Genomic DNA, 13,123 nt, shown 5'->3' on the forward strand with positions numbered 1-13,123 from the left:
ACAGGATCATGAAAAAATTCATCACAGCAGCAATCATACTTGGATCGGTTTCAGCATGTAATGTCCTGGACATCGAACCACTCTCGCAAATTAGTAGCAATCAGGCTTTCACAAGCCTGAATAATGCTGAAGGAGTCGTGAACGGAATGTACAACAACCTGCAAACTGTGTACATGTGGCGTGTACAGGTAATCAGTGATGTAGCCTCTGATATGTCACAGCAAATAGATACCTGGGATGCCTTGAATTCTGCAGACGAATTCAACTTCAGCGCAGACAATTCTGAAGTGGATGACCTTTACACTTCCATGTATCGTTGTGTCGATATAGCCAATAGCGTTATTGGGAACGTTCCGGGCATGACCATCGCACAGGCCAACAAAGATGACCTGATGGGACAAGGGTATTTTGTGCGTGCTCTCTCCTACTTTGATCTTGCCCGTTTCTTTGGTGGCATACCCAATGTATACGGAACTGACGGTGTGGTACTGAAGCTGACTCCATCTGTAGGTATAACGGATGAAGATTTCGTACCCCGTAATACACTGCGCGAGACTTATGATCAGGTTGAAAGGGATTTATTGGAAGCCATTGCCAAATTGCCAGAGACAAGAAGCTCCAATGAACTCAGCAAAGCCAAAGCGACAAAACCTGCTGCCCGTGCGCTACTTGCCCGTTACTATCTCTACAACCGGCAATGGGATAAGGCAGAACAATATGCTACTGAAGCGATTGGAAACCTTCCTCTGAGCGTAGCATTTGAAACAGCTTTCAGAAGTAAAAATACAGCAGAGTCCCTGTTCGAGTTGCAATTCAACGCTACTGATGGCGCCGGACTGAGACAATGGTATTACCCATCTAACCTAAGCGGACGGGGTGGTACTGCGCTTCACGATGCCACTTACAGGGAAATGACTGCTGATCCTGCAGATGCCAGAGGGAAGCTGACTGCCCTGAATTCAATTACTAACACCTATTATACTACCAAATGGAACACTGCACAAAATGCTGATAACATCCAGATTTTAAGACGTGCCGAGCAATACCTGATCCGTGCCGAGGCAAGAGCCGAGCAAAATAATCTGAGCGGAGCACTTGCAGACCTGAACGTGGTAAGAGCAAGAGCGGGTGTTACAGCTTCAGCCGCCTCGGGAAAAGATGCACTGATTGATGCAATTATCAAAGAGCGCAAACTGGAGTTTGTAGGTGAAGGGCACCGTTGGTTTGATGTAATACGCCGCGGAAATGCGCTTACGGTATTTGCCAATGTGGTAAGATCAAAAGGAAGCTTACCTTCTTACTCGATTCGTATACCAGGCAAACAGGTGTTGCCAATTCCTTCGGCGGAAATGCGTACGAACACAAAACTGGTTCAAAATGAAGCTTACCGTTAGTACAAGTGTTTTGCATTTAATTATCCATAGAGTATGAGTATCAAATCGATTTCGCTTCTTTCGGGAGCACTTCTTTTCTCTTTCTCTGCTGTTCTTGCCCAGGAAAAACCAGGCAAGGACGCAGAGAAGATCAGTAACAAAGCGCCGGAAACACAATATCACCAGGCAGATAATAACCAGTGGGTCAAATACGATCCACCCAAGTCTGTTACCAAACATAGTGTGACCATCAATGGCAAAAACATTAGCTACACAGCCACAGTTGGATATACGATTCTGCACGATGAAAACGGAAAGGCATTGGGTAAGGTATTTTCGATTGCCTATACCAAAGATGGAGAGCCGGATGCAGTCAAAAGGCCCGTCACATTTGCTTACAACGGCGGACCCGGTTCGGCTTCTTTATGGGTGCATATGGGAGCACTCGGACCCAGAAGAATACGTATGCAGGATAGTGGAGAAGCAGAGGAGCCTCCATACACGGTGGTAGACAATGAGTACTCGTGGCTAGATAAGACAGATCTTGTATTTATTGACCCGATCGAAACCGGCTACAGCCGTCCGGCAGAAGGAATAGACAAGAAGATATTCACAGGATATGAGGAAGATATTCAAAGTGTGGGAGATTTCATACGTCTGTGGACGTCGCGTAATGGCCGTTGGGGATCTCAAAAGTTTCTGGCTGGAGAAAGCTACGGGACTACCCGGTCAGCGGGACTATCCGGCTACCTCAGTGATCGGTACGGTTATTATCTGAATGGAATCGTTCTGATCTCATCTATCCTGAATTTCCAGACTGCGCAGTTCAACATAGGGAACGATCTCCCTTATCCGCTATTTCTTCCGACTTATGCGGCCATCGCATGGTACCACAAGAAAATCGATCCTAAGTACAAAGACTTAAGAACCTTTTTAAAGGAGGTCGAAGAATTTTCACTGGGCGAATATAGTACGGCATTAATGAAAGGCGATAAGCTTACTGACGCTGAAGTCGAAAGTCTGGCTACCAAACTCGCCACCTATACGGGCCTCAGCAAACAGTACATCATCAACACCAATCTCCGTATTGTCATCTTCAGATTTGTGAAAGAACTCAGAAGAAACGAAGGATTGGTTGTAGGTCGGCTCGATGGCCGCTTCACAGGTCATGAATATGATAATGCAGGTGAGCGATTTGCCTCGGATCCATCCAACAACGAGATCACCGGTCCGTACGCAATGGCTATCAACAGCTATGTAAAAAAGGAGCTGAATTATGAGAACGATTTGCCGTACGAAGTTCTTTCCGGCTTCCGTGTTCGCCCCTGGAATTACAACAACGTACAAAACCAGTATCTAAACGTTGCAGAGACATTACGGTCTGCGATGACAAAAAATCCATCCCTTAAGGTCACCGTCTTGAATGGATACTATGACCTGGCAACTCCTTATTTTGCAACCCAATACACTTTCGACCATATGTATCTGCCGAAAGAATTGCGCAAAAACATTACTATGAGCTTTTACGAAGCCGGTCACATGATGTACATTCACAAGCCATCGCTGGTCGATATGAAGAAAAACGTAGGCCAGTTCTACGACAGTTTCCTAAGCAAATAACCCAAATACTATTTCAAATTTTAACAAAAGCCGTATGAAAAAACTCTTAACTATTGGTCTGTTTTGCACGATGACGGCATTCGCCAGCTTCGGGCAGAACCGCACGATTAAGTTCGACACTGACGTGGTCACCAAAGATCAGGTAACCATCAAAGGACAAAAAGTTGCCTATTCGGCAACGGCCGGCAACCAGCCGGTATGGGACGAAAATGGGAAGGCTATAGCCAGCCTTTTCTATGTCTATTATGAAAGAACAGATGTACCTAACCGGGAAAACCGCCCCTTAGTGATCTCCTTCAATGGGGGACCCGGAGCAGCCTCCTGCTGGATGCACCTGGGCTACACCGGCCCAAAACGCCTTCTTATTGACGATGAAGGGTACCCAGTGCAACCTTATGGAATTCAGGACAATCCCAATTCTATTCTTGATGTGGCAGATATCGTCTATGTTGAGCCTGTTAACACAGGATTTTCAAGAGCTGCCAATGATTCTATCCCGAAATCTAAATTCTTTGGTGTAAATGCCGATATCAAATACCTGGCAGAGTGGATCAATAATTTTGTTACCAGAAAAAACAAATGGAGTGCTGCCAAGTACCTGATCGGAGAAAGCTACGGCACTACGCGCGTATCCGGTTTGGCTCTGGAATTACAAAACTCACATTGGATGTACTTGAACGGAGTAGTACTGGTGTCGCCAACCTCTCTTGGCTTAGACCGGGGAGGTCAGGTGGCAGCAGCTAACCTGCTACCTTACTTTGCAGCTACCGCCTGGCACCACAAAGTACTGGCTCCTGAGCTACAAAATAAAGACCTGACAGCAATGCTACCGGAAGTGGAGCAATTTACGATCAACGAACTACTCCCGGCGATCACAAAAGGAGGATTTCTCGAACCGGAAAAGAAAAAGGCAATTGCCGCTAAAATGTCCAAATACGCTGGTATATCAGAAAAGGTAATTCTGGAACATAACCTGATGGTTCCCGCTCCATTCTTTTGGAAAGAACTACTTCGTGACAAGGGCTATAACATTGGCCGTCTGGATTCAAGATATCTGGGGATAGATAAAGAAACAGCAGGAGAACGGCCTGACTATTCTGCCGAAAACACCTCGTGGCAACATAGCTTTACGCCCGCCATCAACTATTACCTGCGGGAGGTGCTTGGATACAAAACGGATTTAAAATACTTCGTGGCTGGCCAAACCCGCCCCTGGGACAGAGAAGGAGCCAACACAGATATGACCGGCGAAAACCTGCGCCAGGCTGTTGCACAAAATCCTTACCTGCACGTACTTACACAATCCGGCTATTATGACGGAGCCTGTGATTATTTCAATGCGAAGTTTAACATGTGGCAAATGGATCCCGGTGGGAAATTCCAGAGACGTTTTGACTGGAAAGGCTACAGAAGCGGACACATGATGTATTTGCGTACAGAAGACCTGGTTACCTCTAATGAGGACGTGAGAGAGTTCATTAAAAAAACTACTCCGAAACCAGATCAGCCGGCAAAATACAGTCGGTAGTGTCACATTCAGTCGCAATTGTCATTCACATTCAGTCTAAAAAATTATGAAGCAAATATTTATTATGGCGATGCTATCCATTGCCACTTTAAGCCCGCTGGCCGCTCAGAAACCAGTACCACCCGCACCAAAACCAGAAATTAAAACAGCAGGTGAACCGAAACCAGTGAAGTTAATCCTGGATTCTACAACTACGCTTAACCATACAGTTACCATCAAAGGTGCTAAAATTCCTTACTCAGTTACCGTGGGTACTCAGCCTGTATGGGATGAGGCTGGAAAGGCGATAGCCGGCGTATTTTACACCTACTACGAAAGGTCTGACATAAAAGACAGAAAAACGCGGCCTTTGGTTATTTCTTTTAATGGTGGTCCTGGTACAGCTTCAGTATGGATGCACATGGCCTATACAGGACCTAAGCTTCTGAATGTTGACAGTGAAGGATATCCTTTAATGCCTTATTCGGTAAAAGAGAACCCAAACTCCATTCTTGACATTGCAGACATCATCTACATTGATCCGGTCAATACAGGATACTCGCGCATGGCAGGAAAGGATGTGCCCAAATCCAAATTTTTCGGCGTTAATGCAGATATCAAGTATCTGGCCGACTGGCTGAATACATTTGTAAGCCGTAAGAACCGCTGGTTGTCTCCCAAGTATCTGATCGGCGAAAGCTATGGTACCAACCGTGTTTCCGGACTTGCCCTGGAATTGCAAAACGCCAACTGGATGTATCTGAATGGTGTTGTGCTGGTATCACCTACGAATCTTGGAATTGACCGCAAAGGACCTGTAGGATCTGCAAACATGCTTCCGTACTATGCAGCAACGGCATGGCATCACAAAGTTCTGGCCACCGACCTTCAGCAAAAAGATCTAGTACAGATGCTGCCCGAAGTAGAGCAATTCACAACAAATGAATTGATCCCTGCACTGGCTATGGGCGGAGCGCTGGATCCGGCAAAACGTAAGGCTATGGCCACCAAAATTGCTCGTTTTTCAGGCTTATCGGAAAAAGTGGTAATGGAGCACAATCTGATGATCCCACCACAATTTTTCTGGAAAGAGCTACTGAGAGACAAAGGATTCACAGTTGGCCGTCTGGATTCGCGTTATTTGGGTATTGACAAAGAGGACTCAGGTGACAGACCAGATTATGCTGCTGAATTGACTTCATGGCTGCACTCATTCACGCCCCCGATCAACTATTACTTCCGTGAAGTATTGGGCTACAAGACAGATCTGAAGTATTTCATGTTCGGCCCTGTTCATCCGTGGTCAAGATCAGGAGAAGATACCGATAAAACAGGAGAGAATCTGCGCCAGGCGATGGCTCAGAACCCTTATCTGCACTTGCTGGTTCAATCCGGGTATTACGATGGAGCATGTGATTATTTCAACGCTCAAAACAACATGTGGCAAATGGATCCATCCGGAAAACTTAAAGCAAGAATGGACTGGAAAGGCTATAGAAGCGGACACATGATGTATCTGCGCCAGGAAGACCTGGTATCGGCAAACAACGACCTTCGCGATTTTATTAAAAAGGCGACGCCAAAACCAGGTCAACCTGCCAAGTATTAATAAAACAATAAATGAGTTTGTAGCCAAAGAGCTGCAAACTCATTTTACTTTAATCCAATCTTATTATGCGCAACCTATACAAATGGACAGCCCTGGCGCTTGGACTTTTCCTGCATATCAATGCAGCGGGACAAGCCACAAAAAAAGCGCCTGAAATCAAAGAAGGAGACGGTCCCTACAACCAGCTCATTATACGCGGTGCGACACTTATCAATAGTACACTTTCACCTCCCATCGGCCCGGTAGATATCGTGGTGGAGAAAAACAGGATCGTAAGTATCACCACGGTGGGAAATACCACGCTACCCATTGATCCAAAGCGCAGGCCCGCTTTAAAGGCCGGAGGAAAAGAACTACAGGCTGAGGGCATGTACCTTTTACCTGGTTTCGTAGATACGCACGCGCACATCGGAGGTGGTTCAAAAGGGGCACATGCGGAGTATGTTTTCAAACTTTGGATGGCTCATGGGGTAACTACCATAGCAGAACCGGGTAGCATGAACGGTCTGGAATGGACTTTGGATCAGAAAGAGAAAAGTAGCAAAAATTTGATCACAGCGCCTCGCATCAAAGCTTACTCCCGCTTTGGTTTAGGAAGTAACGATCCCATTTCCACACCAGAACAAGCCCGTCAATGGGTTAGAAACAATGCAAAGGCAGGTTCAGACGGTATCAAATTCTTCGGCGCAGCTCCGGAAATTATGACTGCCGCTCTGGACGAGAACAAGAAACTGGGACTGCGCTCGATGATGCACCATTCACAGACCGATGTGGGCAGATGGAATGTAATGAACAGTGCCCGTGCAGGCCTGAACTCTATGGAACATTGGTACGGACTTCCTGAGGCACTTTTTACGGACAGAACGGTTCAGAATTATTCACTGGATTACAATTACACCAATGAGCAGGATCGGTTTGGCGAAGCAGGCACACTCTGGAAACAGGCTGCCCCACCCTTCTCTGATCGTTGGAACAAAGTAATGAACGAACTTCTCTCCCTAGACTTTACATTGTCTCCCACCTTGAATATTTATGAGGCCAATCGGGATCTGATGCGTGCCAGAAGAGCCGAGTGGCATGAGGATTACACCATGCCTCAGGTTTGGAGCTTTTACGCTCCAAGCTGGAATTCACACGGCTCCTACTGGCATTCTTGGGGAACCGAGCAGGAAATTCAGTGGAAAGAAAATTACAGACTATGGATGGCATTTATCAATGAATACAAAAACCGCGGGGGTCGTGTAACAACCGGCACCGACGCAGGTTTTATTTATGAGCTGTACGGCTTCGCATTTGTCAGAGAACTGGAACTGCTTCGCGAAGCTGGATTTCATCCGCTGGAAGTTATTAAATCTGCCACCTTGAACGGAGCTGAGTCATTAGGACTGGATAAAGAGCTGGGCAGTGTTGAAGTAGGAAAACTGGCAGATTTTGTTTTGGTTGAAGATAATCCGCTTAAAAATCTGCAGGTGCTCTACGGTACCGGTGCCATTAAACTGACTAAGGAAAACAAGATCACAAGAGTTGGGGGTGTAAAGTATACCATCAAAGACGGCATTATTTATGATGCCAAGAAGCTTCTAGCCGATGTGAAAAGATTGGTCGAAGAGGATAAGGCAGCTGCAGGTTTTAAAATCACCCAACCCGGTGTGGAACCAAAGAAATAGATAGCGAAAAATTAACGGTAATAGACATACGTAAAATTTGATATTCAACCCTTACAGAGTTGTAGGAAGTTTATTTTATGAATAGCCAGGGATTGCATCCCTGGCTATTCATAATGAAACCCACCGGATTTCCGCTGGCATTGATATCCAATACCAACATCATTGCAAATGAATTCTACCTGATAATCAGACAGTAAGTAGAGGTATTGAATACGAATAGCCCCGGATGCAAATCCGGGGTCCGGGTAACAAATAAGATTTCCTAACACAACAACCCTGTAGGGGTTGAACAAAAAACACAAAGCGATCAGATTACTAAGCCGATTTATGTCTGAATTCCTTTTTATAATCACTCGGAGACATACCGGTAGTTTTCTTAAAAACCCTGTTGAAATTGATAGCACTATTAAAGCCGGTCTTATAGGCTATAGTCGAAATCCCATCATAGTCGCCACTAATGATCTTCTTACAAGCTTCATTAATCCTCACTTCATTCAGGAAGTTATTATAAGTTTTTCTGGTATGCTGCTTGAAATACTTGCAAAACGCATGGGGAGTAATATGGGCAATAGAGGCAATTTTATTCAGCGTAATATTCTCTGCATAGTTTTCGAGTGTATATTGGAAAATGTCGTTCATTCTGTTTCCTTCTGATTCTGGAAACGGGTAATTTGAAAAACCTGTGGAAAGCGACTTCCAGCCTGTCACCTCTTTTGCGAAATACTGAAACACTTCTAACAGTGAAAGTAATCTCTCCAGATTAGGCTTTCCTACCATTTTCTTGATCGCTTCCCCAACATGGGCGGTATGTTGTACGGGAAGCTGCAAACCTGTCGTACAGGAATCAACAAACTTCTTAATAGACCCCATTTCCGGCAGATTCATAAATGCCTGTGGAATGCGTTCCAGATCAAAAAAGATATGAATTGCATGCGCATTCTGTTTATCCAGATTATCAAAATAGGCAGGATCCGATTTAAAAATATGAGGCTGGTTCGCACCAATTACGTATACATCACCAGACTTAAAGGCCTGAGAATAATTACCCGCAATCAATGTTCCTTCGCCTCTGATGATGAGTGTAACCTGTAATTCCTTATGCCGGTGAAGAAAATTATAAAAGTGAGGCAACAGATCCTCCTCTATAACGACAGCATCTTCTTTCGGGACAGGTGGAGTAAATTGTAATACTTTCATAACAGACTAGTTAAGGTTACAAATATTTATAGGAATTTATTCAACAGCATAAGGTAAAACAATCCGGTACATTCAGAATCAAAATATAAATATTCAGATAATTATATATTATAATCGAAAACTGAAATTACCCGGTAAAACACCTCAATCTCCTCAATCAGATCTGCACGTTAATTTTTTATCTTTTGTATGGCCTTCTCTACTCTTTACCAATATTATCATTTTATCACGACAATGAAAACAGCTAGATTAATATTTGTTTAAGATTCGCCAATTATAATTAAAAATTATCCTGATCAGTAAACACTTCCACATACCGTAACCAGGTTGTTTTAAAGCGTCTGACTTACGCACTGTTTTTCAATGAAATACTATTTTTCAAAGTATGAGACAAAAATAATCCCGGCAGAAATTCCTGCCGGGATATTTAAACATCAAATCCCATAAGCTTATCTTGAATAGATAACCGCAACAACTGTATGCGCGTCACCGTAATTGATTTTGTCCGTACTGAGGTTAATTTCTGTTTACTACAAACCACGCCTCTTCATTTCGTTGGTCAAAAGAAACAGCTCTCTCCCGGTTTGTCCGGCAACTGAGCTATTTTCCTGGGCCCGCCTCAACAAATAAGGAATCACATCTTCTACCGAACCATAAGGCAGATACTTGCTCACTTTAAAACCTGCCTTGGCAAGATTGAAAGTAATATTATCGCTCATTCCATATAGCTGAGAAAAAAATGTGATACTCCGGCGCGATTGATCCTTCTTCAATAATTCCAGCGCCAGCATGTTGCTATCTTCGTTGTGAGTAGCTACTACTGTCGCAATCGATTCCTGTTGCGTAAGACAAAACTCTACTGCCCTGTTGAAATCCTGATCCGTTGCATTTTTATTTGGCTGAATCGGAGAAACGCTTCCTGTGGCCTGTGCCCTGGCTCTTTCTTTCTCCATATAGGCGCCACGCACAAGCTTCACCGCCAACGTGTAAGATCGCGCGGAAGCCAAAGCAGCACTTTGTTTCAGAAACAAGAGTTTGTCATGCCGGTAGAGCTGTATTGTATTGTATACGACCACGCGGTTTTTATTAAAACGCTCCATCGCCATCATCACAACTGCATCAATACTGTCCTGTATCCAGGATTCCTCTGCGTCGATGAGCACGCCCACACCCTTATTTCCAGCATGATCGCAGATTGCAAATGTTCTTTGAAGTACTCTCTCCCACTCTTGTCTTTCTGTTGAGGTCAGTAACGACAGGTCAACGAGCAAGCCGGTTTCATTGATCACTACACCTGGATTGACCTTTTCAAGTAATTCGAACCTGGCTAGTGCGGTAATTTTCAGGCTGATAAAAGGAATACTTTTTTGAGATGAGGCATAACCAATCGCCTTTATGAATTCTTCTCTTGCAAAATCAAAATTATCTTCCCCCTCCTTGGCTTCAGCACCATAATCGAGGATTACATCAACGTCGTATTCGTCCAGTTTTTTGATAGCAGGTGTGGCCGTTTCCAGGGTCTCCCCTCCTACAAACTGGCTGTAAAGCGTATTTTTCAGCAAACCCTTTACAGGCAGACGCCACTCAATAGCTTTCAGAATAAAGTCTGTTCCGATAGAAATCAGCCAGTTATACTTCATCATTTTAAATAGCCAGTATGCCTTTCTCAGCTGTCCGTTCGTTTTGTACGCAAAGGCTTGTCTGGTATCATTGAATATTTTTTCCATCGCAATTTTCATATTTACCCCAAAAGTAAACGACGAAATGCAGGAATAAATATTTTCGCAATTTCTGATTAGATATGGATAATTTGCGATTAAATCTAATCAGCCGGGGTGCTTTACCTTTGGACACCATATATGATTATTCCAATGCGTACTACAGGGAACATTATTATATGAAATCGGTTTATTAAAAAGTACAAACTTAAAACGATCTGGCTATGACAAACGGATTTTTCACGGTGCCTGCATTACAAAACGAACCTGTTTTGGATTATGCACCGCAAAGTTCCGAAAGGTTCAAACTAAAAGAAGCTATAAAAGAGGCGAAAGCACATGTGGTGGATATTCCTATGTTTATAGGAAAAGAAGAGATCAGAACTGGTAAAAAAATGGAGATCAGACCGCCTCACGAGCACGGTCATATTCTGGGTTATTACCATGAAGGGGACGAAAGCCATGTTACCGCGGCAATTGATGCGGCACTCGCGGCCAAGCAGGCATGGGAAGATACGACCTGGGAAACAAGGGCTGCGATCTTCCTGAAAGCTGCGGAGCTCTTTGCCGGCCCTTATCGCTATAAAATCAACGCTGCTACGATGCTGGGGCAGTCTAAAAATGCATATCAGGCGGAAATTGATGCAGCTTGCGAGATGATCGACTTCCTGCGTTACAATGTAGCGTTCATGTCGGAGATCTACAAGCAACAACCTGTATCAGGTAAAGGAGTTTGGAACCGTACCGACTACCGCCCTCTTGAAGGATTTGTGTATGCGCTTACGCCTTTCAACTTCACTGCTATTTCCGGTAACCTGCCTGCATCCGCAGCTATGATGGGTAACGTGATTGTCTGGAAACCATCCGAGAATCAGGTGTATGCCGCAGCGGTGATTATGGAAGTGTTTCAGAAAGCCGGCTTACCGGATGGTGTGATCAACCTGATCAATGTAGACGGACCCAAAGCAGGAGAAATCATTTTTTCTCATCGTGAATTCGCCGGACTGCATTTTACAGGATCAACTGCAGTATTCCAGACGATCTGGAAAAACATCGGAAATAACATCAATAAATACAAAAGCTACCCGCGTATCGTAGGAGAAACAGGAGGAAAAGACTTCGTGGTAGCACACCCGTCAGCAAATCCTGAAGTAGTATCTACAGCACTTTTGCGTGGTGCATTCGAGTACCAGGGACAAAAATGCTCCGCTGCCTCACGTGCGTATATTCACAAATCAATATGGCCGGCAGTTAAGGAAAAATTGCTTGCCGACCTGGCTACAGTGAAGGTGGGAACAGTTGAAGATTTCAGCAATTTCGTAAACGCTGTTATTTCAGAAAAAGCATTTGACCGTATTACCACCTATATCGACAATGCTAAATCTGCGCCCGAAGCAGAAATTATAGCCGGTGGTACGTACGATAAGTCGAAAGGATATTTTATTGACCCTACCATTATTGAAGTTTCGGATCCCCACTATGTGACTATGGAAGAGGAAATTTTCGGACCGGTACTATCAGTATATGTATACGATGACTTTGAGCAAATTCTGGATGTGATCGACAATACATCAATTTATGCGCTTACAGGAGCGGTGATTTCACAAGAACGCAAAGGGGTGGAACTCGCCTTGAAAAAGCTACGTAACGCTGCGGGAAATTTTTATATCAACGACAAGCCAACCGGTGCAGTTGTGGGTCAGCAGCCATTTGGCGGCGCACGTGGCTCGGGCACCAATGATAAATCGGGATCGATGCTGAACCTGTTGCGCTGGGTATCTCCACGAACAATTAAGGAGACTTTCGATTCACCGAGAGCTTATCAATACCCATTTCTGAAAGAGGATTAAATTACTTTGGGCATGTATAGTAAACGGGATGCAGACTTTGTTTGTATCCCGTTTTTGTATGAGGCAGCTTCAAACCCGTTAACATCAGTTCAATCTGGCACCGATCAGGCGAAATCAGGATTCACACACTGCATTACATCTTGTCCAGACATGTTCGCAGGATCAAAAGTAAATGAATTCGTATTTTGAAATTCTGCTCCTCTCAGCATATTTTTCCCGTGATAAACAAAAGTCAAAGTCGATTTGGGCTTCCCGATATTAAACACCCGCGATCCTTTCTCAGTATATTCCGCAGAAAGCTGTGTTAGTAGTTGCTCTTCCTCAAATTCCAGACATTTCAATGTAAAATAACGACCGTCTCCATCCCAGTTCAAGTACAAAAGATGACGACAGTCAGCTTTGATCTGGAAGTAAAAATTAAACCTCGGTTGATTATTGAAACGGCTTGAAAGAAGCAGTTCGGAAGATTCGGGATAATATGCTTTTAATTCGTCACGTAAATAGTCAATGACATCCATGCTTAGTAATAAATGATTGGTATCAGAAGTGTTACTTGGACAAATATACCTTCCAGAGCTCAAT

9 protein-coding genes are annotated in these 13,123 nt (G+C 44.3%); 6 read left to right on the top strand and 3 right to left on the bottom strand.

Translation table 11 applies throughout. The features are described 5' to 3' along the window. The first annotated feature begins 8 nt into the window (after positions 1-8). From AC1XUE_RS11345 to AC1XUE_RS11365, 5 genes are all read left to right on the top strand, one after another. Positions 9-1,394, top strand: a complete 1,386-nt coding sequence (locus tag AC1XUE_RS11345; protein WP_483356091.1) for a RagB/SusD family nutrient uptake outer membrane protein — start codon at positions 9-11, stop codon at positions 1,392-1,394. Between the two features lie 33 nt (positions 1,395-1,427). After that, positions 1,428-2,993 (top strand): S10 family peptidase, encoded by a 1,566-nt coding sequence (locus AC1XUE_RS11350; protein WP_483356092.1) that lies wholly within the window; start codon positions 1,428-1,430, stop codon positions 2,991-2,993. Positions 2,994-3,027: 34 nt separating this feature from the next. After that, a complete protein-coding gene (locus AC1XUE_RS11355) occupies positions 3,028-4,521 on the top strand; it encodes a S10 family peptidase (protein WP_483356093.1) in 1,494 nt (497 codons plus the stop codon). Between the two features lie 46 nt (positions 4,522-4,567). Then, entirely contained in the window at positions 4,568-6,109 is a 1,542-nt protein-coding gene (locus tag AC1XUE_RS11360; RefSeq protein ID WP_483356094.1) for a S10 family peptidase, read from the top strand. Positions 6,110-6,174: 65 nt separating this feature from the next. After that, positions 6,175-7,776 (top strand): amidohydrolase family protein, encoded by a 1,602-nt coding sequence (locus tag AC1XUE_RS11365; RefSeq protein WP_483356095.1) that lies wholly within the window; start codon positions 6,175-6,177, stop codon positions 7,774-7,776. Between the two features lie 315 nt (positions 7,777-8,091). Here the strand turns inward: AC1XUE_RS11365 and AC1XUE_RS11370 are convergent, their stop codons facing one another. Together AC1XUE_RS11370 and AC1XUE_RS11375 are read right to left on the bottom strand one after the other, a co-directional pair. Next, entirely contained in the window at positions 8,092-8,973 is an 882-nt protein-coding gene (locus AC1XUE_RS11370) for an AraC family transcriptional regulator (protein ID WP_115831397.1), read from the bottom strand. Positions 8,974-9,503: 530 nt separating this feature from the next. Further along, positions 9,504-10,700 carry a proline dehydrogenase family protein gene (locus tag AC1XUE_RS11375; protein ID WP_483356096.1) on the bottom strand — a complete coding sequence of 399 codons (1,197 nt, stop codon included), beginning with the start codon at positions 10,698-10,700 and terminating at the stop codon, positions 9,504-9,506. Positions 10,701-10,915: 215 nt separating this feature from the next. On the opposite strand from AC1XUE_RS11375, the gene pruA reads away from it, so the two are divergent. Continuing rightward, positions 10,916-12,541 carry an L-glutamate gamma-semialdehyde dehydrogenase gene (gene pruA, locus AC1XUE_RS11380; protein WP_483356097.1) on the top strand — a complete coding sequence of 542 codons (1,626 nt, stop codon included), beginning with the start codon at positions 10,916-10,918 and terminating at the stop codon, positions 12,539-12,541. A 104-nt stretch (positions 12,542-12,645) separates the two neighbouring features. Here pruA and AC1XUE_RS11385 read toward each other — a convergent pair whose 3' ends face one another. Beyond that, positions 12,646-13,059: a hypothetical protein gene (locus tag AC1XUE_RS11385; RefSeq protein WP_483356098.1), complete on the bottom strand. Its 414-nt coding sequence runs from the start codon at positions 13,057-13,059 to the stop codon at positions 12,646-12,648. Positions 13,060-13,123: the final 64 nt, after the last annotated feature.

It is taken from the genome of Dyadobacter sp. HNCC25DJ187, assembly GCF_056895255.1.

What these genes read in the sequence shown, in the direction of transcription:
- AC1XUE_RS11355 (WP_483356093.1), top strand. Translation starts at nt 3,028, where the DNA reads ATGAAAAAACTCTTAACTATTGGTCTGTTTTGCACGATGACGGCATTC.
- AC1XUE_RS11375 (WP_483356096.1), bottom strand. Translation starts at nt 10,700, where the DNA reads ATGGAAAAAATATTCAATGATACCAGACAAGCCTTTGCGTACAAAACG.
- AC1XUE_RS11350 (WP_483356092.1), top strand. Translation starts at nt 1,428, where the DNA reads ATGAGTATCAAATCGATTTCGCTTCTTTCGGGAGCACTTCTTTTCTCT.
- AC1XUE_RS11370 (WP_115831397.1), bottom strand. Translation starts at nt 8,973, where the DNA reads ATGAAAGTATTACAATTTACTCCACCTGTCCCGAAAGAAGATGCTGTC.
- pruA (WP_483356097.1), top strand. Translation starts at nt 10,916, where the DNA reads ATGACAAACGGATTTTTCACGGTGCCTGCATTACAAAACGAACCTGTT.
- AC1XUE_RS11365 (WP_483356095.1), top strand. Translation starts at nt 6,175, where the DNA reads ATGCGCAACCTATACAAATGGACAGCCCTGGCGCTTGGACTTTTCCTG.
- AC1XUE_RS11385 (WP_483356098.1), bottom strand. Translation starts at nt 13,059, where the DNA reads ATGGATGTCATTGACTATTTACGTGACGAATTAAAAGCATATTATCCC.
- AC1XUE_RS11345 (WP_483356091.1), top strand. Translation starts at nt 9, where the DNA reads ATGAAAAAATTCATCACAGCAGCAATCATACTTGGATCGGTTTCAGCA.
- AC1XUE_RS11360 (WP_483356094.1), top strand. Translation starts at nt 4,568, where the DNA reads ATGAAGCAAATATTTATTATGGCGATGCTATCCATTGCCACTTTAAGC.